Source organism: Streptomyces sp. NPDC058576, from assembly GCF_042718715.1.
Lineage (GTDB): Bacteria > Actinomycetota > Actinomycetes > Streptomycetales > Streptomycetaceae > Streptomyces.
Map to the genome: position 1 here is coordinate 21,574 of NZ_JBHXPF010000003.1, position 23,869 is coordinate 45,442.

The following is a 23,869-nucleotide window of genomic DNA, read 5'->3' on the forward strand; positions in this document are numbered from 1 at the left end:
GGTCAGCAGGAGGGGGACGGGGACGGGGCCGGCTTCGTCAGGGCCGTCATCGCCGCCGTGGCGTCCTTCGGGGTGCTGAACGCCTTGAACTTCGCCCCGAGGATCAGGTCCACCTCGCCCGTCTTGCGGGTGTCCGTCTTCTGTACCGTGCCCGCCAGCTGGGTGCCGAGCACCGTGAAGCTGCCGTTCTTCGCGGCCGGTGCTCCGAGCAGCACGCCCGCGCCCGGCACCTTCTTGTCGTACTCCTTCGACGCGTTGCCCACCTCGCCGATGGCGAAGCCGCGCTTCTTGAGCTCCTCGGCGGCGGCCTTGGCCAGCCCGCTGCGCGTCGTCGCGTTGTAGACGTTGACCTTGATCGCGGCCGGTTTCGGCAGCGCCTTGGCGGGGACCGCGGACGGCTTCGCGGTGGGGCAGTCCCGCGTGTGGCCGGCCGCACTGGCGCTTCTGTCGCCGCCGGTGAAGACGTCGATGAGCTGCAGAGTGCCCCAGCCGGCCAGGCCGAGGGCGACGACGGCTCCGATGCCCGCGAGGACCAGCCTGCGGCGGTGCCGGGGGCGGCGCATGCGGGGGTAGGCGTCGCCCGTGATGCGGTACTTTCCGCCCATGCCGGGGGGAGTGAGCATGCTCATGGAGGCAGCGTAATGCGACCCGGTGATGATGCGTACTAAATGATCAACGTATGGCACCCGGATGAGCGTGAAAGCACCCGAAAGCCCGAATCAGGGTCTTGAGGGGATGCGGAAAACCCGGGTGGGGTGTGTGCCGGTGGGGTGTGTGCGGGCCGTGCGGCGAGGTGCGGGCGCGCGGGTGCCGCGGGCGGTGCGTCAGCCCAGGTCGAGGACGCGCGCGTGCAGTACCTGGCGCTGTTGCAGCGCGGCGCGGACCGCCCGGTGCAGACCGTCCTCCAGGTAGAGGTCGCCCTGCCACTTCACGACGTGCGCGAACAGGTCGCCGTAGAACGTGGAGTCCTCGGCGAGGAGGGTCTCCAGGTCCAGCTGGCCCTTGGTGGTCACGAGCTGGTCCAGGCGAACCGGACGCGGCGCGACGTCCGCCCACTGGCGGGTGCTTTCCCGGCCGTGGTCGGGGTATGGCTTCCCATTTCCGATGCGCTTGAAGATCACACGGAAAGCCTACCGGTCAAGAGCCACCGGGCGCAGCCACGGAAGCTCACCACGATGCCGGTGCAAAGGCCGTATAGCGCTGGATAGGGCGGGATACCGGGACGGGGGTGGAGTGGGGTGGGGTGGGGTGGATGGGGATGGGAGGGAAGTGGGGTGGGGGGATGGAGGTGGAGGCGAGGGCGGGGTGAGGGGGTACGGGGCGTGGGGTGAGGGGGCCGGTACGGGATCCGGGTTCCGTACCGGCCCCCCACTGCTCGCGTCCGCGTCACTCACGGACTCCGGGGAGAGGTGGCCGCTACTCCGAAACCCGGCCGTGGCCCTCGCGCAGGCCGCCTCCGCTGCCTCCGCTGCCCGGTGTGCCGGAGCCCGTGTCCGGGGTGACCGGGCGGGTCAGGGAGCGCAGATCGTGCGCGTACGTTCCGACGGCGTTGGCGATCACGTCGATGTTGGTGTCGAAGTGGCCCAGGTCGATGTTGTCCAGGTCGTCGCAGGCCGCGTGGTAGCAGGGGTCGTACGCGATCCCGGCCTCGCCGCCGAACACCTCGGCCTGGGCCGCCGTCTTGATGCCCTCCGCGCCCGTGTCCGTACCGCCGGAGGGGATGCCGGCGTCGATGAACGGGCCGTAGTCCGATCGGCCGGTGAAGTCCGTGCCCTCGTGCGGCTTGCTCTTGCCGTCGAGGAACTCGTTGATGTCGCGCTCCAGTTGGGCCGAGCCTTCCGGGCCCGGGCCCGCGCCGACCTTGTCGGAGTCGTCGCCGTCGAACACGAACTGGACGCCGTTCGGCGAGGCGATCATGTCGAAGTTCAGGTAGAGCTTGATCTGCTCGCGCTGCTTCTCACTCAGGGCCGCGACGTACTTCTCCGAGCCGATCAGCCCGTTCTCCTCGGCCGACCACCAGGCGAACCGCACCTTGTTGGCCGGGTCGCTCTTCGACTTCGCCAGCTTCAGGGCGACGTCGAGCAGACCGGCGGAGCCGGAGCCGTTGTCGTTGATGCCGGGGCCCTCGGTCACCGAGTCGAGGTGGGCGCCGAGCATCACGGTCCGCGCCGCGCTGCCGCCGGGCGTCTCGGCGATGACGTTGCGGGTGGCGCGGTCCTCCTGGAGCTCGCGGATCTCGAAGGAGACCGTGACCTCGCCGTTCGCGAGGTCGGCGACGAGCTTCTCGCCCTCCTCCTGGGTGAGGCCGCCGGTCGGGATCTTCCCGGCGGCGACTTCGCCGAGCGTGCCGGAGAGCACGCCCTCGACGTTGTTGTAGATGACCGCGCCGGCCGCGCCGGCGGTGGCGGCGGCCGCCTGCTTCTCGGCGAACGAGCAGCCGCCGCGCTTGATCAGCGCGATCTTGCCGGTGAAGGTCGCGGAGGCGTAGTCGGCGGCCTCGCAGCCCGTCGTCCCGTCGACGGGCACGGCGACGAGTGCGGCCGTCAGGCCACCCTCCTTCGTCGACGGCGTGTACGTCATGGCCTTGATCGTCACGTCGCGGGGCGTCGGCGTCACCACGGCGAGCTTTTCGGCCAGCGTCTCCGTGTAGGTGAAGCGGAAGGTCTCGTACGAGACCTTGTACCCGGCCCGCTGAAGCTGCCGGTAGACGTACGCCGCCGAGGCGTCGTGACCCAGCGAACCGGCGGCGCGGTGGCCATCGGTGGAGTCGGCTATCGCCTGGAACTGCTGGAGGTGGCGGTAGGCGTCGCGCGCGGACGCCTTCCTCACCAACTCCCGTGACAGCTTTGCCGCTTCCTTCCCGGGGTCGTGCGATGCGGGGCGTCCGGGGTGCGGGGACGCGGCCAGGAGGAGCGGTGTGGCCAGGGCGGTGGCGGCCACGACAGCCATGGCTCTGCGACGTGTTGCGTGCACAGGAGTCCTTCCGGTCTGAACGGCTGAAGCCCGAGCCGCTGGTGCTCCGAGCGGCTCAGTGGCTGAACGGCTGAACGAATGTGCTGCGAAAGCTAGCGAGTGGGGTGACGCCTGTGAACCGGTGTGGCCGATTCTCATCGGTGGGGCGGGGTCGTCGGCCTGTTCCGGCGCATGGCCGTCTCACTTCCTCCGTATCGCCGTGTCACTTCTTCGGCGAGGCGCCGGGCTTCTTCGCTGCCTTGGCCGCCTTCGCCGCCGCCTTGGCCTCCTGTTTGTACGCACGCACCTCGACGAGCGACTCCGGGCCCGTGATGTCGGCGACCGACCGGTGCGATCCCGCCTCCCCGTACGAGCCCGCCGCCTCCCGCCACCCCGTCGGACGCACACCCAGCTGCTTTCCGAGCAGCGCCAGGAAGATCTGGGCCTTCTGGGCGCCGAAGCCGGGCAACGCCTTGAGGCGTTCCAGCAGGTCGTCGCCGGTCGCGGCGTCCCGCCACACCGCGCTCGCGTCGCCGTCGTACTCGGCGACCAGGAACTGGCACAGCTGCTGCACCCGCTTCGCCATGGAGCCGGGGTAGCGATGCAGGGCCGGTTTGGCGGTGAACAGTTCGGTGAAGGCGTCCGGGTCGTAGGCGGCGATCCGCCCCGCGTCCAGGTCGTCGGAGCCCATGCGTTCCGCGAGGGTGTACGGGCCGGTGAACGCCCACTCCATCGGTACCTGTTGGTCCAGCAGCATGCCGACCAGGGCGGCCAGCGGACTGCGGCCGAGGAGCTCGTCGGCCTCCGGATTCTGGGCGATCCGCAGGGTGGTGTCCTTGCCTTGGCCTGCGCCGCTCTTGCTGCCGCTGTCGCTCGTGGTCATGCTGCCGATCATCGCGAGCACGGCGCACGGCGGCGACCGGGACTGCGCCGATGGCCCCATCCCTGTCGGCCGAAGGGAGTAAGGAGAGGGAAGGGGGAGGGGTAAGGAGCGGAAGGCCTTCCGGTGGGGCAAAGCGGCTGACATCGTCCCGCTGCCCGACTACCTGGGCCTGGACAACGTGTCCAAGGCCTGGCTGATGCCCGGGATCACGGTCGGTACAACGGACGGCAATCTCACAGCGGCTCTCAACGGTGTGACGGATCAGCACAACACCGAGTGGTATATCGCGATGCGCCAGTTCTGCGGTGCCATCTGGGGCACCAGCGACTGGGGCAAGAAGCGGAAATGGCTGGCGGGAAATCCCGATCCTTCCAGGTCCACCCGGAACCTCGGGCTCGAATTCACCGACCCGGTGGGCACGTCGTGGAGCCGCGGGGGCTCCGCGCCGCACGATGCGAACAAGGTGATGGTCACGCTCAGGCCGGTACCAGGGGGCCATTCGCCCTATGTTGTACTGACGTCGATGCCCTCCGACCTCCCTCCGCCTCCTCAGTTCGCCTGGTCGAACCATGCCTGACCGATGCCTCCCCTGACCGACAGACCGGGAGAAGCCACATGACCGTGGTGGACAAAGAGACCTGGCAGACAGCCGTGTACGAGCTGTTCGGCGGCAGTGCGTTCGCCTCGGTGGGTCCGCGCGAGAAGGGAGAGGGGGACTGGCGCAGAGGTGCCGTTGACGTCATGAGGCTGAGGACTCGAGACCCGCGGGGATGGTGGAGCGTCAACAATGCCCCAGATGGTGACGTGCACACGCTCTGCGGTCCCGACCGCCCCTTTCTCCCTCCCCGCTCCGCGGACTTCGACGCGGTGCACAAGGTTTCGACGCGGGGAGCGGCCCAGGTTCTGGTCACGCTGCAGGGGGACTGGTTCCTCACTGCCGGGATTCCCGAGTTCGACGAGCGCGAACCGGAGTTGAAGCGGCATGCTGGAATGATCCTCGACCGCTTCGGCCATGATGCGCTCTGCTATACGAACGCTTCCGCGGCCAGGGACGATCCGAACGGTGACATGTTCAATAGAGAAGCCGCCTACGAGGGCTTCACGGACTACGCACTGGACTGCGGAGTGATTGTGGTCTCACCGACCGAGGTCGGCGTTTTCTGGGGTTTCGTCATTGACTGAGAGAGGGTGCTGCGACCAATCGTTCCTCGACCTACCCTGACCGGGAAACCGCGCACAGGTGCACCCAGCAGGTCATTACCTGGAATGAGCAGAGGATTCACCGCTGGCTGGCCCAGGGCACGCGGGTACGCCTGACCATCGAATCGGCGTGGCCTTCCCGGCCCGAGCCGGTGGGACGGGTTCTGCTGCAGTCATGAAACCGTTCGAATTTGATCGCCGTTACGGCGAGTTGGATCAGGTTGTCAGCGCCGCATGGGGCAGAACGCGGAGGACGTGAACGAGGACGGGCGCGGAGGCACGCGCGCGCCGAGCCACGCGCTGCAAGCCTGTCTGCGCCACACGTGGCACACCCGCCCGTGGGCCCTGGCCATCGCTGAACAGCAGCTTCGTGAGTACGCCAGCTTCCCGCCCGGTCGGCTCCGCCTCCGCCTGGGTGAGTTCTATCCCGTACCGGACGTCGGCCTGCCCGAGACGCGTACGCAGGACTGGCTGCTCCAGCTTGCGGACCAGGTGAGGCACAGCGTCGACTCCGGCCAGGTGCCCGTGCCGTCGGTGCCTCGGACGCACTGGGAGTGGCAGGCCCGCTTCCCAGAACTCGCCCAGTTCCTCGCAGGATGGTTCTCGCAGGACATGGTGGACGAGTTCCCCGACCATGAGGCGGCCGTGAGCCACTACGAGGCCACCACGGACCGGGCCCTCGTCGCTCGCCTGGTCGGAGAGGTCGCCGAACTTCTTGCCCTGGATCTAGAGGAGACCGACTACGTCCTCGGGCTGGCCGAGCTCGGCCTGGAAGTGGACCCGCCCGCACCTCTCTCGGCGGGCGCCTGGCTCGAAGCCGTCATGGGCCGGCTCGGTCGGCCCCGTCCGAAGTACGGTCCGAGCCTGACCGGTGAGTAGAAGGGCGGCCGGGCAGGGGGGAGAAGGCCGCCGGCCCGGCCGCCCTACCCGTCCAGCCGGTCCGCAAGCAGGCGCAGGTAGCGGGCCTCGGGTTCGCTGAGAGTGGCGTCGGCGGCCGCGCGGTAGGCGGTACGGGCGGCGGCCGGCTCCCCGGCGCGCTCCAGGAGATGGCCGCGTACGGCGTCGAGCCGGTAGTGCCGGTGCTCCGCCGCCCCCGCCAGTGCGTCGACCTCCGCCAGCCCCGCCCGGGGGCCGTGCACCATGGCCACGGCGACCGCCCGGCCCAGCGCGGCGGCCGGGTCGGGGGAGCGCCGCACGAGGAGGTCGTACAGGGCGAGGATCTGCGGCCAGTCGGTGTCCTCGGCGCGCTCGGCCTCGTCGTGGAGGGCGGCGATGGCGGCCTGGAGCTGGTAGTCGCCGGCCGGCCCCTGGGCGAGCGCCTCCTCGGCCAGCGCGGTGCCCTCGGCGATCGCCGTACGGTCCCAGAGGGCCCGGTCCTGTTCGTCGAGGGGGATCAGCTCACCGCCCGGGCCGTTGCGCGCCGGGGTGCGTGCCTCGGTGAGGACCATCAGCGCCAGCAGCCCGGTGACCCGGCCCTCGTGAGGGAGCAGTCTGCGGACGGCGCGGGTCAGCCGGATCGCCTCACGCGCCAGGTCCGTGCGGTGGAGGTCGGGGCCCGCGGTGGCGGTGTAGCCCTCGTTGAAGACCAGGTAGAGGACCTGGAGCACGGCGGCGAGCCGCTGGTCGCGGTCCTGGGCGTCCGGCTGCCGGAACCGCGTGCCGCGCACCGTCCGCTTGGCCCGGCTGATCCGCTGGGCCATCGTCGCCTCCGGCACCAGATGGGCGCGGGCGATCTCCGCCGTGGTGAGGCCGCCGACCGCGCGGAGGGTCAGCGCGATCTGGGCGGCGGGGGAGAGCGCGGGGTGGCAGCAGAGGAAGAGCAGGGTGAGCGTGTCGTCCTCGGAGGGGGCCCGGTCGAGACCGGAGGGCTCTTCCCCGGGCGGCGGCGCGACGAACGCGTCCGTCGGGGTGAGGGCCGCCGCCGTCTCCTCGCGCCGCCGCCGGGCCTCGTCGCTGCGCAGCCGGTCGGTGAGGCGGCGGGAGGCGACCCGGATCAGCCAGCCGCGCGGGTTGTCGGGAACCCCGTCCCGCGGCCACTGTTCGGCGGCGGCGATCAGGGCCTCCTGGGCGGAGTCCTCGGCCGGGTCGAAGTGCCCGTACCGGCGCACCAGCGCGCCGAGGACCTGCGGCGCGTGACGGCGCAGCAGGTCCTCGATGTCGTCGGTCGCTCGGCCCACCTGGACCTTTCGGCTCGGTCAGTCGTCGAGCCCGCCGTCGACGGGCCGGATGAGGACCGGGTAGTCGGGCGCCCCGGCCGGCTGCGGACAGCGTGCCACGCGGGCGGCGATCTCGGTCACCCTTTCCAGGCTCTCGCAGTCGAGGATCCAGAACCCGGCGAGCAGCTCCTTGGTCTCGCTGTACGGCCCGTCCGAGACCACCGGACGGCCCTCGCCGTCGAGGCTGACGGCCCGGCCGGACGCGGGATCCCGCAGACCGTAGCCGGTGACCAGCTCGCCCGACTCGGAGAGGTCGTCGTTGATGCTGCCCATGTGGGCGAACATCGCCTGCATGGCCTTCTCGTCCCAGGCGGGGCTGTCGGCGCTCCCCTTGCCGCTCTGCGCGTCGTAGTCCGCCTGGCTGCCCTGGACCATCACCAGATACTTCATGACCGTCGCCTCCTGGTCGCTCGTTCGCTCCGTGGTCTTTCTTCCTCTTGCACAGGGGACGTCGGGGCCGACGGGGGCTTCTCGACACCACGCGCGAAGTTTTTTCGGATTCACCCGCTGGAGGGGCGTTCACCCGGCGGGGTGGGCGGAACGGGGTGTTCAGTAAAGTTCGGCTGCGTTGCCCTGTTCTCCGACTTCACCTCACTCCGCCGCTGAACGAGGTCCCTCCCGTGCCACCCGTCCCGTCGCCATCCCCCTCCCCCCTGCACCCGGTCTCCGTCATCGGGATCGGCGCGGACGGCTGGTCCGGGCTGTCCGGGACGGCACGGGAGGCGCTGCGCGGGGCGGAGGTGCTGATCGGCGGGGCGCGCCAGCTGGATCTGCTCCCGCCGGAGTGCGCCGGCGTACGGGTGGGCTGGCCGTCACCGCTGCGGCCGGCCGTCCCCCGGCTGCTCGCCGAGCACGGGGAGCGCCGGATCGCGGTGCTGGCCAGCGGGGACCCGATGTTCTACGGGATCGGGCGGGCGCTCGTGGAGGAGCTGGGGCCTCAGGGGCTGCGCGTGCTGCCGCACCCGTCCTCTGTCTCGTACGCCTGCGCGCGGCTCGGCTGGCCGGTGGAGGACACGGAGGTCGTGACGCTGGTGGGCCGCCCGGCGGCGCGCCTAGCCGCCTCCCTGTACGAGGGCCGGCGGCTGCTCGTCCTGAGCGCGGACGCGACCACCCCGGCCACGGTCGCCGCCCTCCTCACGGACCACGGCTTCGGCCCGAGCCGGCTGCGGGTGCTGGAGCAGCTGGGCGGCGAGAGCGAAGAGCACGTCGACGGCATCGCGCAGGCGTGGGCGCACGAGCCCGGGGACCCGCTGAACGTGATCGCGATCGAGTGCCGGGCGTCGGCGGAGGCGCTGCGGCTCGGCACGGTGCCGGGTCTGCCGGACGAGGCGTACGAGCACGACGGCCAGCTCACGAAGCGGCACATCCGGGCCGCCACACTGGGCGCGCTGGCCCCCGCGCCCGGGGAGTTGCTCTGGGACGTCGGCGGCGGATCGGGCTCGATCGCGATCGAGTGGCTGCGCGCGCACCCGTCCTGCCGGGCGGTGAGCGTGGAGCGGGACCCGGTGCGGGCCGAGCGGATCACCCGTAACGCGGAACGCCTCGGCGTCCCCGGCCTGCGGGTCGTCACCGGCCCGGCCCCGCTGTCCCTGGCCGAACTACCCGCCCCCGACGCGGTGTTCATCGGCGGCGGCCTGACCGCGCCGGGCCTGCTGGACGCGTGCTGGGAGGCGCTGCGCCCGGGGGGACGGCTGGTCGCGAACACGGTGACGCTGGAGTCGGAGGCGCTGCTGGCCGAACGGCACAAGGCGTACGGCGGCGAGTTGGTGCGCCTCGCGGTCGCGCACGCCGTCCCGGTCGGCGGGTTCACGGGGTGGCGCCAGGCGATGCCGGTGACGCAGTGGTCGGTGACCAAACCCCAGACCTCAGAAGTGAGTTCGCACATGGGAGACAGAACATGACCGTGTACTTCATCGGCGCGGGCCCCGGCGCGGCCGACCTGATCACGGTGCGCGGCGCCCGGATCCTCGCCGCCAGCCCGGTCTGCCTGTACGCGGGCAGCCTGGTCCCGGTGGAGCTGCTGGCCGAGTGCCCGCAGGGCGCCCGCCTGGTGGACACGGCGAACCTGGACATCGAGCAGATCACGGCAGAGCTCGTACGGGCCCACGCGGACGGCCATGACGTGGCGCGGCTGCACTCGGGCGACCCGTCGGTGTTCAGCGCGGTGAACGAGCAGATGAAGCGCCTGGACGAGGCGCACGTCCCGTACGAAGTGGTCCCCGGCGTCCCCGCGTTCGCGGCGGCGGCCGCGGCCCTGAAGCGCGAGCTGACGGTTCCGACGGTCGGCCAGACGGTGATCCTGACCCGCATCGCGCAGCGCGCCACGGCGATGCCGGACGGCGAGGACCTGGCGACCCTGGGCCGCAGCGGCGCGCTGATCGTGCTGCACCTGGCGGCGCGGTACGTGGACCGCGTGGTCGACGAACTGCTCCCGCACTACGGGGCGGACTGCCCGGCTGCGGTGGTGGCGATGGCCTCCCGCCCGGACGAGATCATCCTGCGGGGCTCCCTGGACTCGATCGCCGAGCAGGTGAAGGCGGCCGGGGTGATCCGGACGGCGGTCATCATGGTGGGCCGGACGCTGGGCGCGGAGCAGTTCAGGGACAGTCACCTGTACTCACCCGAGCGGGACCGGCACGTCTGCTGAGGGGGTCACCGCCGGTGCGTTCGCCCGGACGGTCAGGCGGAGCGCAGGACCGCCGCTTCGGCCGGCTCCGGGATGCCCGTGGGCGGCGGGCTGCGTACTGCCGAGCGAGGCAGGGCGCGTACGGGTGAAAGCGGTGAGACTGCTACGGCGGTTGCGACGGGCAGGCCAAGCTGTGGGCCGTGACTTCGTCCTCATCCCTCCCCGGATGAACCGCTGGGGGACCTCGCCGGTCGTAGCGTCGCGGAGCTGGGCGCCGGAGCCGGCCGCCAGGCTGCCCATGTGGCAACCGTGTTGAAGGCGGTGTGCGTCATCGCGATCGACAGCTCCGCCGCTCAGCACAGCCGTGGCCGTGATCTCCACGAAGGTGTGCCCGGCCTGGACTTCGTCCACGATGACGCCGCCGCTTACCTTCAGGGCCACCCGTGCATCCTCGATGCCGCCGGGAGGACAACCTCCTGTCTCGCGACAGGATCACTCTTCGCCGAAAAGGGCAGCGGGGAGTGAGGCCGGGCCCGGCACAATGACCGGATGATCGGCAACCGGATCACTTACCGCAAGGCGGACGGCGTCCGCATACCCGGAACCTGGCGGCACGCATTCATCTGCAACGGTGGAACGTTCTTCCTGACGGACCTCATCATCTACGCCGACGGACTCGTCGACTGCTGGGGCCTGGTCACCGTCGACGAGTTCGAGCAGAAGTTGCGCTCCGGCTGGGTGGCCACTGACCTCCCGGAAGGCGCTGAGGCCTCAGCCCACGACCTGGCCTCATGGAAGTTCAGTGAGCCACACACATGGCTCACCCCCGAGTTGTTGCTCGCCGAGGTGCGGGACACCGTCGACCAGCTGAACCGTCGCCCCGATTCGACCGCCCGGTGCCTGGCAGCCGTCGATGTGTTCCTCGCCGACCGGACCGAGGAGAATCGCGCCACCGCTCGGGCCGCCTATCTCGCCATCCCCGAGACCCAGCGCCGGTACGCGCTCGGCGACATGGACCGTAAGGACTGGCCGCTTCAGGTGTTGGTGGTCGGGGTGGGCGGCAGGCCGGACAACTGGTCCGACGAGCCGGTCTCGGCGAAAGCGTACGAGGATTCCCTCGCCTACTTTGCGGAGCGTGCCCGGCTCATCGCCGAACGACCCTTGCGGATTCCTGCGGACGGCCCCGCGACGCCGCACGCACCGGCGATCCATCTGGCCCATTCATTCCCGCGGCAGCAAATCGACGACCCGGGCAGGGTGGGTCTGCGCAATGACTACCCCGCGCCCATCGACATCGACGGCATCACCTACTCGTCCGTCTCCCAGGCGTATTGGGCCCTGTCAGTCACCGAGTCCACGACGCGAGCCGCCATCGCAGTTGCGGATACCTCACACGCCGCCCGCAAACTGGCTGCCGACGCAACCCGGCGTGAGGGCTGGGAACACGCCCGTACCGCCGTCATGACCACACTGCTGCGTATCAAGTACACGCACCACCCCGACCTGGCAGAGATCCTTCTCGCAACCAACGACGCCACCCTCGTCTACGACGACGTCGACTCCGGCTTCTGGGGTGACAACGCCGGCCGCGGCCGCAACTGGACAGGTCGTCTCCTCGAACTCGTTCGCTCTGAACTGCACGCGCAGCGGGCCGGAATCAGGTAGCGGGATGGTGCTGCGACGTCTACAGGTTCCAGCCGGCCGACCCGAGCCGGATCTCCAGCGGCCCGGGACGGGCGATGCTCGGCGTAGAGGGACAGGCCGGTTGGCGGGTGCGACGGTGTAGGCCGCCCGTGGCTCAGAGTTCCGGGCCGGTCGGCGATTCGTACGTCCAGACGTTGCCGACGTTGCGGCCGTCCCGGCGCATCACCGTGCCGAGGAGGGCAGTGAGGTCGTCTTCGACCTCGGCCAGCAGGTCAGCGCCGAAGACGCACAGAGATTCCTCCCACGGGTGCCAGAACGTGCCCATGCGCAGGTCGCGAGTGAGGAGCTTGTAGTAATCGCCCTCCCAGCAAGCGGCGCCAGGCCAAGTCGGCCGGCCGGTCCCGCCGACGCGGACCGGGTCGAAGCGGTAGCCCTGGTGCCACCAGCTGACCGAGTAGAGCTGCTCGCCGGGGCGGACGCGAGCGCGCAGTCCGCGTTCAACGATGTCCTGGAGACGCGCGACTCGGTGGTTGTCCGGAAGGTCCCGCCGCAGTCCGTATGTGTGGCGGGTGTCGGTGACGTCCCCAACGTGCCAGGTGACGGAGTGCGGAGGCTCCTCGATGGCCGGGTAGGAGGTGGTACTGGGCTTGAAGGCGAACCTGGCTTCGAATGCGGCACACAGCGAATCGTGATCCCGGTCGTCGAACAGCATGGACACCGGGCGGGTGATGGCGGGTGGCGGACTCGCTGGCGTCCAGGCGTAATCGCGTACGGTCCACACCGCGCGGAAGCCGACGGCGAGGAGAGCGTCCAGGAGTGGTCCGGTCGGCGCCTCGGCGGTGAAATAGCGCCGCTCCGGCGCTGGGCCGGTTCCCGAGTGGAGGCCGCGGCTGTTGCGGGCCCACTGGACCCAATGGGGCAGGAACTCTACGTGTGGCCCGGTCATGCCCCGCACGGCAGCGAACTCCGTAGCGCCCACAGCCTCTGCCCAACCTGCGCCGACGAGCCGGGTCTCCGCCTCAAGCAGCTGGACATTCAGCGCCCAGTTCAGCAAGTTCCCGTGGTCCTCGCGGATGTCCGCCAAACCCCGCGGGTGCGGACCGCGGGGCTCGGCCAGACGGTCCAGCTCCCGCAGCCGGTGGTAGCGATAGCCCAGTCTCCGTACGCGTAGGCCCCTCGCCGGTTCAATCGAGCCCGCTATGTGGTCGAGCTCGGCTATGAGAAGCGTCCGCTCCGGCCCGACGGCCGTGAAGCCGGCGTTACGCAGCGGCTCGTCCATGGGGATCGGGTCGTGGCTGTACGCCCGCCACTCGGCCGGCTCGCATCGAGTAGCGAATGCCTCCTGCTGCCGACGGATCAGCCCGGTCACTTCCGTCGGGTCGGTTCCCCTGACCAGGGGGGAGTGCCGAACCGTGCCGTGCGTGCCGTAGTGGGCCCGAATCACCGGGCCGTCCCGCTTCACGACGGCTCCCACCGGCGCCCGCTCGGAGACGTGTCCCCGTACCTGCTCGTCGTACGCCGCCAGCAGCGCGCCCACCCCATCCGTCACGTCCTCAGCCGGGCACACCTCTGTCCACGGCCATGGCGATTATCGGGACGCTCCCCGACGTCGGCCACTCGATAACGGCCGTCCTGAGGAGCTGATGCGTGAGACAGCGAGACGACCAAACCGCTCAGACAAGCGGACCGTCCACGTCGAGGAACAACAGCGGTCGGTTCACTGTTTCCCCCGGATCTCGCTGCCTGTGGAGTGCCCCGGTCAGCGTAGCTTCGGGATGGCCTGGGCGCCGGGCCGGCCTGAGTGATGACCATGATGGGGAGCGTGTGATCACGCCATCGCCCTGTCGGCCCGGGAGATGTGGTGGTTGCCCGGCGGACAATGGCGTCGTGACTTTGACGATGTGGGTCGACGAATGGCAGATGCAGTGCTGTGGAGCGAACTTCGCGTCCGGGGGCCTTGTTTCGTGGTCACTCGAGGAGGCCGATCCGGAGGACTACGTCGACGTCGTCGGTGGCGAACGTGCGGAGGGGATCGACTTCCACGAGGAGCATCACGGCCAGGAGGAGCTTGCCCCCACGTCGCTGGAGGTGCTCTCGATCACTGAGGTGCACTGCCGTTACGCGGTGCCTCCGGGTGCCACGGACCGGGTGAACCATCCCGTTCCGGGCACGGCCGTGCTGATTCCGGTCGACCGGGCGTCCGGTTGGGCAAAGGCCCAGCCGGGCGTCGACTTCGCGGGCTACCTGGTGACTGCCCGACGTGTCACAGCTCCGGCAGAAGGCAGGGGCGCTGGCGGTTGATGAGGGAGGCTGCGGGGTCGGCTCTGGCAGGTCTTCCGTTGGCGATCGTCGTAGCACTCCGAAGCACACCTGACCTGGGCACTCATCACTCTCATGACAAGGCGACTGACAAGAACAGGTGCCCGTCGCGACTGGTCGAAGAAGCCCACCACCAGCAGGTGAGCGTCACAAGGACCGCCATAACCTGAGCTGCTGCAATCAGACCGTGGCGATACGCGGCCGATGATCTGTCAGCCACGCCTCGGCGTAAGCAACGGCGTCAGCCAGGCCGAATAGTCGGGCCTTCGCACCGCCAACTCGTCCCCTTGTCAACGAGCTTTCCCTCTCGAAGCCCGCACCCAGCTCATCAAAGCGGTCGTCGGAAATCGCAGTGTCGCGCACCGTGCTCCAACGGCGGCCCTGCGCGGTCATGACTGCGAAGGAGTTGTCGACCTGCGACGCAGGAACTCGGTATTCGGCAAGATGAAACGCCGTGCAAGATGCGAAGTCGGTGCCCAGGAGAAGAACCCGTGCCCCCGCCTCTTCAAGCCGAGCGAGAGGGCTACGTTCGCCGAGCCGACAGTCGAGTGCATGGCCCTCCACGATCTTGGCAGCGCGCGGACCCACGGCCGCGAAGGACGTCTGCGGATGGCAGCTGCGGACGGCGCCCGGCCAGGTTCGGGCAGCCTCCGGGATGACACCGACACCGAGAGAGGGCGTGGTACGTGCGTCGAAGGGCGGCATTGCGGCACGTATATCCGCCCACCATGACTCGGGAACGGGCCGGTTTCCCCAGTACGCCGGATCCGAATTGTTCCCGGAGTGCGTCGGTACTACCAAGGTCCCATCGTCGCCAAGGGCATCGAGCAGCGCCATAACGACAACCTCGGGACCGCCGCACACCCAGCCAAGCGAGCTGAGTGAAGAGTGCACCAGGAGCGTTTCACCAGGGTTCAGACCAAGAACGCGCAGGTCCGAGGCGAGCGAATCACGCGTACACATCGGGCCAGTCGAAGCCGTGAGAGACATAACCGGTCAGTGTCCAGGCCTCACGGCCCCCGCACCACCGAGTTTCCATGTTGCAGCCGCACCAGACCTCACTCCTCGGCTTACACCCCGCCCGGACCGATCACATGAGGGTCGTCGGTTGCCAAACACTCACTAAGTCGTACGGTCCGGTGGGGTGTTCCCGTGGACATGGGTGTGCCCGGGGGCCGGCGTGCGGCTCCCGGGCACTCGTGCGCGTGATTTCTCGCGTCAGCCCTTGATCTCGATCTCGCCGTTCGTCGTAGACGTGTCCGGGGTTGCCGTCGGCGCCGGGACCGTCGTCGTGCGGTTCTTCAGGTTCTCCAGGAGGGACGCGAGGTCCACGCCCGTCGTCGAGCTGAGCAGTTCCATGCCCTGCGAGACGTTGTCGGTGACCGTGCGGGCCAGCTGGCTCGCGCCGTCCGTGGAGATGACCGTCATCTTGTCGATGGCGCTCAGCGGCTCCGAGGCCTTCGCGACGACGCTCGGGAGGACCTCGACCAGCATCTGGAGGACGGCCGCGTCGCCGTACCGCGCGAACGCGTCGGCCTTCTTCTGCATGGCCTCGGCCTCGGCCGCGCCCTTGGCGGCGATCGCCGCGGCGTCCGCCTCACCCTCGATGCGGACTGCGTCGGCCAGCGCCGAACGGTGCAGCTTCTCGCCCTGACCGGTCAGGCGCGAGCGCTCCGCGTCGGCCTCGGCCTCCTTGACCTGGGCGATGCGGCGGGCCTCCGCCTCCTGCTCGGCCTGGTAGCGGGCGGCGTCGGCGGGCTTACGGACCTTCGTGTCCAGCTCGCGGTCGGTCAGCGCGGCCTGGCGCTCGGCGACCTTCTCCTGCTCGGCGAGGACTTCCTGCTGGCGGGCGGCCTCGGCGAGCGGGCCCGCGGCGTTGGCCTTGGCGGCCGCGGCTTCCGTCTCGGCCTTGATCTCGGCCTGCTTCAGGTAGTACGTCCGCTCGGCGATGGCGATCTCCTCGGCCGCCTTCAGCCGGGCCTGCTCCGAGGCCCGCTTCGCGATGGCCTCGGCGATGTCCGCCTCCTGCTTGGCGCGGGCGGCCTCCGGGCGGCCGAGGTCCTCCAGGTAGGAGCCCTCGGTGGTGATGTCCTGGATCTGGAAGGCGTCCAGGATCAGGCCCTGGCCGGAGAGGCTGGCCTCGGCCTCCTCCGCGACCTGCCCGGCGAACGCGGCCCGGTCCCGGATGATGTCCTCGACCGACATCCGGCCGACGATCGCGCGCAGCGCGCCGGACAGCACTTCCTGGGTGAAGCCGACGATGCCGTCCTGCTGCTGGAGGAAGCGCTGGGCCGCGGCGCGGATCGCTTCCTCGCTGCCGCCGACCTTGACGATCGCGACGCCTTCGAGGTTCGACTTGACGCCGCGCAGGGTCACCGCGCCGCGCACCGCGATCGGGATGTGCCGGCTGGACAGGTCCAGGGTGAACTTCTGCTGGACGAACGGCACGACGAAGACGCCGCCGCCCACGACGACCTTCTGGCCGCTGTTGTCGATGCTGGTGCGCCCGGTGACCGGATCCGTCGACTTCTTGCCGCGGCGGCCGGTGATGATGAACGCCTCGCTGGGCCCGGCCACCTTGTAACGCGTGATGACGACGAGGCCGAGCAGAACGAGGAGTACGACGATGCCGATGACGGCGATGACTACTGGGCTCATGGAGTTTGTCCCCCCTGCCTCCCGTGGGGGACGGCAGATCGTTGTGGAGCGGGCGGTGCTGTGGAGTTGATCGCGGTGCGGTGGTGTCGATCGCCGAAGGTGGGCGTGTGTCCGGCGGGCCGGGCAGGTGGTCGCGTGGTCAGCGCTCCACCGGGCGTACCGCGACCGATGTGGTCGACAGTGCCTCTTCCACCCAGATCTCGGCCCCGCGCGGGACGGGCGCGGCCGATTTGGCCGCGTACTTCACCGGCTGGCCGCCCAGACTCAGCAGCACCTCGCCGTAGCCCCCGGCCGGGATGGCCGTCACCACGGAACCCGAGGTGCCCACCAGGTCGGAGTCGCGCGGCGTGGCATGCGTCTGGTCGCGCATCAGGGCCTGGCTGAGTTTCCAGGTCAGCCAGGCAGCCACCAGGCCGGCGGCGACGCCGACGACGGTGGCGACGAGCGTCCCCGCGCTCGTCGCACCGAGCACGATCGCTCCGCCGAAGCCGAGCATCGAGAGGAAGCCGGCGATCACGGGAAGCGAGAGCAGCCCGTCGAAGATGCCGTCCACCACGCCGTCGAAGAGTCCTTCGAGGACCCCGTCGAAGATCAGGGAGAGGGCCAGCAGGACGATTCCCGCCAGGCCGAGACCGAGAAAGAAGGTCACGCGATCACTCCCCCACCTGTCGACTTCCCCCGAGCGTTTTTCGTCGATCTGGCTGGATGATCCCATACAGCCCTGGCTCCGGTCACTGCCGGGATCCGGCAATCTTTACGCGTTTTTGATGCCGGACAGGCGGTCCGTGAGCGTGGTCAGCGACTGGAACGTCGCTCCGAGCAGCGCCACGTGCTTCCAGCGCAGGACGCCGTCCGGGCCGATGAGGAAGACCGCCCGCCGCACCCCGATGCCCGGCGCGGCGACCCCGTACGCCTTGGCGATCTCCCGGCCCTCGTCGGCGAGCAGCGGCATGCGCAGGTCGAAGGCGCGGGCGAAGGACTCGTGGCTGTCCACACCCTGTGGACTGATTCCCCAGACGTCCGCGTCGAGGCCCTCGAAGGCCTCCATGCCCGAGGAGTACGAGCAGAGCTGCTTCGTGCAGACGCTGGTGTTGTCGCCCGGGTAGAACGCCAGCACCACGGATCGGCCACGGGCGGTGGAGAGGCGGTAGTCGCCGCGTTCGAAGGCGTCGCCCGACAGGACTCCGCCCGGGAGGGTGAAGTCGGGTGCCTCGGCGTTGAGTCGGGGTCCTGATGCCATGAGGGAAGGCTCCTTCGGTGGGTGGTACACGGACGCTCCGTGAGCGTGACCGTACAGGGCGGCACTTTCCGTTCCCGTCGCGTCGTTGATCCGTCGAGCCGTCCGTCGGTCCCTGCCGCCCATCCGGAGCGGCCTCGGCGCCGAATACGGGGAGAGGGGGTACTGCGCCCCGCTCCCGGACCTGGAGGTACGCGTGGCCCAACGACCGCCGTCGGCAGCGGTTCTCGTCCTGCACGGGGGACGCGAGACCGGTACGGAACCCCCGCCGCCGGGTCTGCTCAATCTGCCCGGCACCCGGATGCGCCCCTTCGTCCGGGCCGTCGGCCGGGCCACCCGCGCCGCCGGCGAGGACGTCCTGGTCAGGCAGGTGCGGTACGCCCACCGGGGCTGGAACGGCACCCGCGCGGACCCCCTCGGCGACACCGTGGCCGCCCTCGACGCGCTGCTGGAGGAGGTGGGCGGCGAGCTGCCCGTGGTGCTCCTGGGGCACTCCATGGGGGCGCGCGCCGCCCTGGGCGCCGCCGGGCACCCCCTCGTGCGAGGCGTCGTCGGGCTCGCGCCCTGGTGTCCGCCGGGGGACCCGGTCACCCAGCTCGCCGGCCGTGACATCGTCCTCGTCCACAGCAACCGGGACCGGATGACCAGCCCCCAGGCCACCCAGTCCCTCACCGCCCGGGCCCGTCGCGCCGGCGCCCGTACGTGCATGATCACCGTTCGGGGCGGCGACCACGCCATGCTCCGCCGGGCCGCCGACTGGCATCGGCTCACCACCGGGCTGGTCACCGGACTGCTGGGTTCCGGCAGTCTGCCCGGTCCGGTCGCCGAAGCCCTCGCCCTGCCGCCCACGGCCGAGGCCACCGAGGGCACCCTCGATCTGGATCTCGACCTCGGCCCGCTCCGGGCCCGGTCGTCGTCCGCCCGCACGGCAGTGCCGGACGCCCCCTAGGGGGCGTCGCGCGCGCTCAAGCCGCCTACTGGGGGTCGCGGTTGAACTGTGCCGTCGACCAGCGGTAGCCGAGGAGCGTGAGGCCGAGGCACCAGGCAAGGGCGATCCACCAGTTGTTGCCGATCTCGGTGCCGAGAAGGAGCCCGCGCAGCGTCTCGATGGCGGGCGTGAACGGCTGGTACTCGGCGATCGGCCGGAACCAGCCGGGCATGGTGTCGGCAGGGATGAAGGCGCTGGAGATGAGCGGCAGGAGGATCAGCGGCATGGCCATGTTGCCGGCCGCCTCGGGGTTCGGACTGGCCGCGCCCATCCCGACCGCGATCCAGGTGAGTGCCAGGGCGAACAGCGTGATCAGCCCGAACGCCGCGATCCACTCCAGTGCCGTGGCGTCCGTGGACCGGAAGCCCATCGCCACGCCGACGGCGCCGACGAGGACCACGCTCATCACGCACTGCAGTACGCCGCCGACGACATGCCCGACGAGCAGGGAGCCCCGGTAGATCGCCATGCTGCGGAAGCGGGCGGTGAGGCCCTGGGTCATGTCCGAGCAGACGGACACCGCGGCCCCGATCACGGTGCTGCCGACGGTCATCAGCATCAGGCCGGGGACGATATAGGCGATGTACGCGGAGCGGTCCGCGCCGCCACCACCGATCCCGGCGCTCATCACGTCGCCGAAGATGTAGACGAACAGCAGCAGCATCATGATCGGCGTGAGCAGCAGGTTCAGGGTCCCGGACGGGTACCGCCACGCGTGCAGCAGGTTGCGGCGCAGCATGGTGTTCGAGTCGCGTACGACATCGGAGAGAGGGCTCATCCGACGGTCTCCTTGAGCTGGTCGGGGATGGTGGCGGGACCGGTGAGGGCGAAGAACACGTCGTCCAGGTCGGGGGTGTGCACGGTCAGCTCGTCGGCCTCGATACCGGCCGAGTCCAGCCGGTCGAGGAGGGAGCGCAGCGCGCGCTGGCTGCCGTCGCTGGGGATCTGCAGCGAAAGCGCCTCGTCGTCCGCGGCGACGTCGCGCAGTGCGACGACGGCGCTCCGGTACGCGGACGGGTCGGTGAAGCGGAGTCGGACGTGGCCGCCTGGGACGATCCGCTTGAGCTCCTCGGCCGTGCCCTCGGCGACGATCTTGCCGTCGTTCAACACGGCGATGCGGTCGGCGAGTTCGTCGGCCTCCTCCAGGTACTGGGTGGTGAGGAAGACGGTGACGCCGCCCGTGACCAGCTCGCGGATGATCTGCCACATGTTGTGGCGGCTGCGCGGGTCGAGGCCGGTGGTCGGCTCGTCGAGGAAGATGATCCGGGGGGCGCCGACCAGCGTCATGGCGATGTCCAGGCGCCGCTTCATGCCGCCGGAGTAGCTGTGGGCGGGCTTTTTGGCCGCGTCCACCAGGTCGAAGCGCTCCAGGAGTTCGGCGGCGACCCGCCGCCCCTCGCGCTTGGACAGGTGGTGCAGGTCCGCCATGAGGAGCATGTTCTCCTCGCCGGTGATCAGCCCGTCCACGGCCGAGAACTGGCCGGTGACCCCGATCGCCGCCCGCACCCCGGCGGGTGCCTCGGCGAGGTCGTGGCCCGCGACCTGGGCCTGCCCGCCGTCGGCGGCGATGAGCGTGGACAGGATCTTCACGACGGTGGTCTTGCCGGCACCGTTCGGGCCGAGCAGCGCGAATACGGACCCGGTCGGGATGCGCAGATCGATCCCGTCGAGGACGGCCTTGTCGCCGTACGACTTGCGCAGGCCGACGGTGGAGACAGCGGCGGGCGCGTGTGGTCCGCCGCCCGGGATGGATGTGGGCATGACAGAAGAAGGCATAGGGCCCTCCTGTTCGAAGGATGATCTCGACGAATGACTCGAAGGATCTAAGGGGAAGGGAATCGGGTTGAGTGGAGCGAGAGCCCGTCAGGCGCCGACGGGTGGCACCCACTCCACGATCTGGATCACCACACCGTTGGGGTCGAGGAGGCGCAGCACCCATTCACCCCACGGCTCCTGGCGCAGCGGCATCGTTATCCGCGCGCCCTCCCGGCGCAGCCGCTCGTGTTCGGCGGCCAGGTCGGTGACCGTGAAGGACACCACCACGTCGGCGTGCGCGGTGGGCTGCTGTCCCGGATGCGGCTGCGCGTCGCCTCGCAGCACGACGAGGTCGGTGGCCGCGTCGTCGCGTGAGAGGTGGATGACATCGTCGGCCACCAGCACCTCCCGGAAACCCAGATGGCTGGTGAAGAACCGGCTCGACGCCGCCGGGTGGCCGACGGTCAGCACCACGGCCGACGCGATGATGTTCATCAGCTGAGTTCCTTCCGCGTTGCCCGCTGTCGTCACGGTCAAGCATCGACGCTGCCGACGGGCGCATCAACGACGTATCGTGCAACGGCGATTAACACAGCGATTCACGATGCGGGGGCGGCGGGCGTGGAGCTGCGGGAGATACAGATCTTCCTGGCCTTGGCGGAGGAGCTGCATTTCGGCCGGACGGCGGACCGGTTGCACGTCACTCCCGCCCGCGTCAGCCAGGTCATCAAGAAGCAGGAACGTGCCATCGGCGCCGAACTGTTCAAGCGGACCAGCCGCAACGTCCAGCTGACACCCGTCGGGGAACAGCTGAGAGACGGCCTGGCCGCCGGCTATCGGCAGATCCAGGAAGCGCTGGCCACCGCCGCCACCGCCGGCCGGGGGATCACCGGCGAACTCCGCGTCGGCTACTCCGCCGCATGGTGCGGCAACCTCGTCGTGGCGGCGGCCGACATCTTCCGGGTCCGTCACCCCGACTGCGTGGTCCACATTCAGGACTCCCAGCTGAGCGACCCGCTCGGACCGTTGCGTGACGGCAGCCGCGACCTCCAGCTGATCGAGCTGCCCATCGACGAGCCGGACATCGTCAACGGCCCGGTGCTCTTCTCCGAGCCCCGCGCCCTCGCCGTCCCCGCCGGCCACCCGCTCGCCGAGCGGGAGACCGTCTCCCTGGAGGACCTCGCCGAGGCCCCGATGATCACCGTCACCGGACAGCCCTCGTACGTCCTCGACTTCCACTACCCCCACCGCACACCGAAGGGCCGGCCCATCCCGCGCGGTCCGTCGACCACCGCCTGGCAGGAAGTGCTCGCCCTGGTCGGTGCGGGCAAGGGAGTCTCCCCGACCTCCGCACGGGCGGAGCACTACTACTCCCGCCCGGACATCGTCTACGTCCCCTTCCGCGACGCCCCGGCGGTGGAGTACGGCCTCTTGTGGCCGGCCACCGGGAACACCCCGAAGGTGCGCGCGTTCGTCCGCACCGTCGTCGAGACGGCCGCCCAGCAGCGGGTGCGGCCTGATCCGGCCGGCACACCCTAGGGTCTTTCGTTCGGATCCGAACGAAAGGCCCCAGGACCTGTCGGCCGCCCTGCGGATGCGGTACGGGAGGGGGCGGCCGACGATGGAGACTCGGGAGCCGACGAGCGGCGGGAGGCATGCTCTTGCAGGCCGACACGTGCGACGACGGCATGCCGTCGTTCTTCGACCAGAGGACCGTCGCTGCCCTGTTCGACGGCAATCCCGCGGCCGTCGCGGTACTCGACCACGATCTCCGCTACACCTACGTCAACCCGGCCCTCGAACGGCTCAACGGCCTCCCCGCCGCCTCCCACATCGGGCGGACCTTCTCCCAGGTGCTGCCCGAGCTGCGCGGTCAGGCCGCCGCCCTGCGCGACGTCCTCGCCGACGGCAAGCCCCGCGAGGAGACGATCCGGGGGCAGACGTGGGCGGTGTCCGAGGTGGAACGGCGGCTCTGGCGGGCCACGTACCACCGGCTCGACGCGGACGGGGAGGGCTGCGGGCTGATGGCCATCGTCGTCGAGATCACCGACCTCGCCCGTCAGCGCGAGGAGCTGGAACAGGCCCGCGGTCACGTCACCCTGCTCTCCACCGCCGCGGTCCGGATCGGTACGACGCTCGACATGGACACCACCTGCCGTGAGCTCGCCGCGTTCGTGGTGCCCGCGTTCGCCGACGTCGCGGCGGTCGACGTGTTCCCGTCCGAGGTGGGGCACTCCGTACGCCGCCCGGCCCCCGGCGTCGTACGGCTCCGGCGGGCCGCGCTGCGCGGCGACGGCGATCTCGACGAGCAGGTGCAGCGGTTCGGCCATCCCGGGGAGTACGTCGACTTCGCGGCGGACTCCGCGGTGCCCCGCTGCCTGGCGGAGAACGAGCCGGTCCTCGACGACTGGGAGGACCACGGCCGAGGGCGCAGCGCCTTCACCTCGGACCGGATCGCCGCCTCCCGGGCGCTCGGTCTGCGCCAGGCCCTCGTCGTCCCGCTCACCGCCCGGAGCCGGCCGCTCGGCACGCTCAGCCTCGTCCGGGCCGAGGGCTCCCCCGCCTTCAGCGACCAGGACGTGGCCGTCGCCCGCGAACTCGCCGTCCGGGCGGGCGTCGACCTCGACCACGCACGCCGCTACGACCATGAGCACAGCATCGCCCGCGAGCTCCAGCGCTCCCTGCTCTCCGAGCCCTGGGGCCCCCACTCCCACGTCGAGGTCGCGACCCGCTACCTCCCCGCCGACGAGGGCGTCCTGGTCGGCGGGGACTGGTACGACGTCGTACCGCTCCAGGACGGCCGGCACCTGAAGGCGATGGGCGACGTCATGGGCCATGGGGTGGAGGCGGCCGTCGCGATGAGCCAGTACCGCTCGCTGCTGCGGCTGCTGGCAGGGGAGGACCTGCCGCCGCACCGGATCCTGGAGCAGCTCGACGGCATGGTCGAGCGGTCGGGTCTGGACCGGGCGGCGACCTGTCTCCTCGCCGTCGTGGACCGGTTCGGCGGGGTGTGCGAGGTGGCCAGCGCGGGCCATCTGCCCCCGGTCTTCATCGACCCGGGCGCCGGCGGGGCCCGGGTGGTGCCGGTGCCGGTGGGGCCCCCGCTCGGCACCGGGTTCGGCGGATACAGCACCGCGTCCGTGCCCTGCGGGCCGGGAACCGTGCTGTTCATGTACACCGACGGGCTGGTGGAGCGCCGGGGCGAGGACATCGACGTGTCCGTGCGACGGCTGGCCTCGCTGACCATGCCGCCGGGCGGAGGCCTGGAGGACCTGCTGGACGAGGTGCTGGACCGGTTCGGCGAGGACGCGGAGGACGACATCGCCGTCCTCGCCTCCCGGATCCGCGAGGGCCCGCCGGTCGTGCGGCCGACCCCTTCGGAGTGACGGTG

The 23,869-nt window shown here is 70.4% G+C and carries 24 protein-coding genes and 1 pseudogene; 11 read left to right on the forward strand and 14 right to left on the reverse strand.

From position 1 onward, the window contains the following. Positions 1–2 precede the first annotated feature (2 nt). The 4 genes from ACFWRV_RS03115 to ACFWRV_RS03130 form a co-directional block, all read right to left on the reverse strand. Positions 3–605: a LytR C-terminal domain-containing protein gene (locus ACFWRV_RS03115; protein ID WP_384327969.1), complete on the reverse strand. Its 603-nt coding sequence runs from the start codon at positions 603–605 to the stop codon at positions 3–5. A gap of 219 nt (positions 606–824) precedes the next feature. Beyond that, a complete protein-coding gene (locus ACFWRV_RS03120; RefSeq protein ID WP_003967677.1) occupies positions 825–1,121 on the reverse strand; it encodes a type II toxin-antitoxin system VapB family antitoxin in 297 nt (98 codons plus the stop codon). A gap of 295 nt (positions 1,122–1,416) precedes the next feature. Next, positions 1,417–2,949 carry a M28 family metallopeptidase gene (locus ACFWRV_RS03125; protein ID WP_384327972.1) on the reverse strand — a complete coding sequence of 511 codons (1,533 nt, stop codon included), beginning with the start codon at positions 2,947–2,949 and terminating at the stop codon, positions 1,417–1,419. Positions 2,950–3,175: 226 nt separating this feature from the next. After that, positions 3,176–3,835 carry an HhH-GPD-type base excision DNA repair protein gene (locus ACFWRV_RS03130; RefSeq protein ID WP_384327340.1) on the reverse strand — a complete coding sequence of 220 codons (660 nt, stop codon included), beginning with the start codon at positions 3,833–3,835 and terminating at the stop codon, positions 3,176–3,178. A 178-nt stretch (positions 3,836–4,013) separates the two neighbouring features. Between ACFWRV_RS03130 and ACFWRV_RS03135 the strand changes: the two genes are divergently transcribed. The 4 genes and pseudogenes from ACFWRV_RS03135 (at position 4,014) to ACFWRV_RS03150 (ending at position 5,914) form a co-directional block, all read left to right on the forward strand. Then, positions 4,014–4,412 (forward strand): RNase A-like domain-containing protein, encoded by a 399-nt coding sequence (locus ACFWRV_RS03135; protein WP_384327343.1) that lies wholly within the window; start codon positions 4,014–4,016, stop codon positions 4,410–4,412. Positions 4,413–4,450: 38 nt separating this feature from the next. Beyond that, positions 4,451–5,017, forward strand: coding sequence for a hypothetical protein (locus ACFWRV_RS03140; protein ID WP_384327346.1), 567 nt, complete (start codon positions 4,451–4,453; stop codon positions 5,015–5,017). After that, positions 5,014–5,211, forward strand: a pseudogene (locus ACFWRV_RS03145) (RNase A-like domain-containing protein); the annotation flags it as partial. The gene ACFWRV_RS03140 and the pseudogene ACFWRV_RS03145, both read left to right, overlap by 4 nt. A 58-nt stretch (positions 5,212–5,269) precedes the next feature. Continuing rightward, positions 5,270–5,914: a contact-dependent growth inhibition system immunity protein gene (locus ACFWRV_RS03150; protein WP_384327349.1), complete on the forward strand. Its 645-nt coding sequence runs from the start codon at positions 5,270–5,272 to the stop codon at positions 5,912–5,914. A 44-nt stretch (positions 5,915–5,958) separates the two neighbouring features. Here ACFWRV_RS03150 and ACFWRV_RS03155 read toward each other — a convergent pair whose 3' ends face one another. Both ACFWRV_RS03155 and ACFWRV_RS03160 read right to left on the reverse strand, forming a co-directional pair. Continuing rightward, positions 5,959–7,212 carry an RNA polymerase sigma factor gene (locus ACFWRV_RS03155; protein WP_384327352.1) on the reverse strand — a complete coding sequence of 418 codons (1,254 nt, stop codon included), beginning with the start codon at positions 7,210–7,212 and terminating at the stop codon, positions 5,959–5,961. A gap of 18 nt (positions 7,213–7,230) precedes the next feature. Beyond that, positions 7,231–7,641: a YciI family protein gene (locus tag ACFWRV_RS03160; protein ID WP_384327355.1), complete on the reverse strand. Its 411-nt coding sequence runs from the start codon at positions 7,639–7,641 to the stop codon at positions 7,231–7,233. Between the two features lie 230 nt (positions 7,642–7,871). Here ACFWRV_RS03160 and cbiE point away from each other — a divergent pair, with 230 nt between their 5' ends. From cbiE to ACFWRV_RS03175, 3 genes are all read left to right on the forward strand, one after another. Beyond that, positions 7,872–9,152, forward strand: coding sequence for a precorrin-6y C5,15-methyltransferase (decarboxylating) subunit CbiE (cbiE, locus tag ACFWRV_RS03165; RefSeq protein WP_384327358.1), 1,281 nt, complete (start codon positions 7,872–7,874; stop codon positions 9,150–9,152). Next, positions 9,149–9,898, forward strand: coding sequence for a precorrin-4 C(11)-methyltransferase (cobM, locus tag ACFWRV_RS03170; RefSeq protein WP_384327361.1), 750 nt, complete (start codon positions 9,149–9,151; stop codon positions 9,896–9,898). Before cbiE ends, cobM begins: the two co-directional genes overlap by 4 nt. A gap of 528 nt (positions 9,899–10,426) precedes the next feature. After that, the gene (locus ACFWRV_RS03175; protein WP_384327364.1) at positions 10,427–11,542 is read left to right on the forward strand and encodes an NADAR family protein; all 1,116 of its coding nucleotides are present in this window, start codon (positions 10,427–10,429) and stop codon (positions 11,540–11,542) included. 133 nt (positions 11,543–11,675) lie between these two features. Here the strand turns inward: ACFWRV_RS03175 and ACFWRV_RS03180 are convergent, their stop codons facing one another. After that, the gene (locus tag ACFWRV_RS03180) at positions 11,676–13,070 is read right to left on the reverse strand and encodes a DUF2716 domain-containing protein (RefSeq protein WP_384327367.1); all 1,395 of its coding nucleotides are present in this window, start codon (positions 13,068–13,070) and stop codon (positions 11,676–11,678) included. Positions 13,071–13,408: 338 nt separating this feature from the next. On the opposite strand from ACFWRV_RS03180, the gene ACFWRV_RS03185 reads away from it, so the two are divergent. Further along, positions 13,409–13,822, forward strand: coding sequence for a DUF6578 domain-containing protein (locus ACFWRV_RS03185; RefSeq protein ID WP_384327370.1), 414 nt, complete (start codon positions 13,409–13,411; stop codon positions 13,820–13,822). A gap of 198 nt (positions 13,823–14,020) precedes the next feature. Here the strand turns inward: ACFWRV_RS03185 and ACFWRV_RS03190 are convergent, their stop codons facing one another. The 4 genes from ACFWRV_RS03190 to ACFWRV_RS03205 form a co-directional block, all read right to left on the reverse strand. Then, on the reverse strand, positions 14,021–14,830 hold the full coding sequence (locus tag ACFWRV_RS03190; protein WP_384327373.1) for an aminoglycoside N(3)-acetyltransferase: 810 nt from the start codon (positions 14,828–14,830) through the stop codon (positions 14,021–14,023). 228 nt (positions 14,831–15,058) lie between these two features. Further along, positions 15,059–16,498: a flotillin family protein gene (locus ACFWRV_RS03195; protein ID WP_384327376.1), complete on the reverse strand. Its 1,440-nt coding sequence runs from the start codon at positions 16,496–16,498 to the stop codon at positions 15,059–15,061. Between the two features lie 139 nt (positions 16,499–16,637). Continuing rightward, positions 16,638–17,147 carry a hypothetical protein gene (locus ACFWRV_RS03200; protein ID WP_384327380.1) on the reverse strand — a complete coding sequence of 170 codons (510 nt, stop codon included), beginning with the start codon at positions 17,145–17,147 and terminating at the stop codon, positions 16,638–16,640. Between the two features lie 105 nt (positions 17,148–17,252). Then, positions 17,253–17,738 (reverse strand): peroxiredoxin, encoded by a 486-nt coding sequence (locus ACFWRV_RS03205; protein ID WP_384327383.1) that lies wholly within the window; start codon positions 17,736–17,738, stop codon positions 17,253–17,255. Positions 17,739–17,931: 193 nt separating this feature from the next. On the opposite strand from ACFWRV_RS03205, the gene ACFWRV_RS03210 reads away from it, so the two are divergent. Continuing rightward, the gene (locus tag ACFWRV_RS03210; RefSeq protein ID WP_384327386.1) at positions 17,932–18,684 is read left to right on the forward strand and encodes an alpha/beta hydrolase; all 753 of its coding nucleotides are present in this window, start codon (positions 17,932–17,934) and stop codon (positions 18,682–18,684) included. 25 nt (positions 18,685–18,709) lie between these two features. Here the strand turns inward: ACFWRV_RS03210 and ACFWRV_RS03215 are convergent, their stop codons facing one another. From ACFWRV_RS03215 to ACFWRV_RS03225, 3 genes are all read right to left on the reverse strand, one after another. Beyond that, on the reverse strand, positions 18,710–19,501 hold the full coding sequence (locus ACFWRV_RS03215; protein ID WP_384327389.1) for an ABC transporter permease: 792 nt from the start codon (positions 19,499–19,501) through the stop codon (positions 18,710–18,712). Further along, the gene (locus ACFWRV_RS03220; protein WP_384327392.1) at positions 19,498–20,499 is read right to left on the reverse strand and encodes an ATP-binding cassette domain-containing protein; all 1,002 of its coding nucleotides are present in this window, start codon (positions 20,497–20,499) and stop codon (positions 19,498–19,500) included. The genes ACFWRV_RS03215 and ACFWRV_RS03220 overlap by 4 nt, the downstream gene beginning before the upstream one ends. Positions 20,500–20,586: 87 nt before the next feature. After that, entirely contained in the window at positions 20,587–20,973 is a 387-nt protein-coding gene (locus ACFWRV_RS03225) for a VOC family protein (RefSeq protein WP_384327395.1), read from the reverse strand. Positions 20,974–21,099: 126 nt separating this feature from the next. Here ACFWRV_RS03225 and ACFWRV_RS03230 point away from each other — a divergent pair, with 126 nt between their 5' ends. Together ACFWRV_RS03230 and ACFWRV_RS03235 are read left to right on the forward strand one after the other, a co-directional pair. Next, positions 21,100–22,017, forward strand: coding sequence for a LysR substrate-binding domain-containing protein (locus ACFWRV_RS03230; protein WP_384327397.1), 918 nt, complete (start codon positions 21,100–21,102; stop codon positions 22,015–22,017). Positions 22,018–22,133: 116 nt separating this feature from the next. Next, positions 22,134–23,864, forward strand: a complete 1,731-nt coding sequence (locus tag ACFWRV_RS03235) for a SpoIIE family protein phosphatase (protein ID WP_384327400.1) — start codon at positions 22,134–22,136, stop codon at positions 23,862–23,864. The last annotated feature ends 5 nt before the right edge of the window (positions 23,865–23,869 follow it).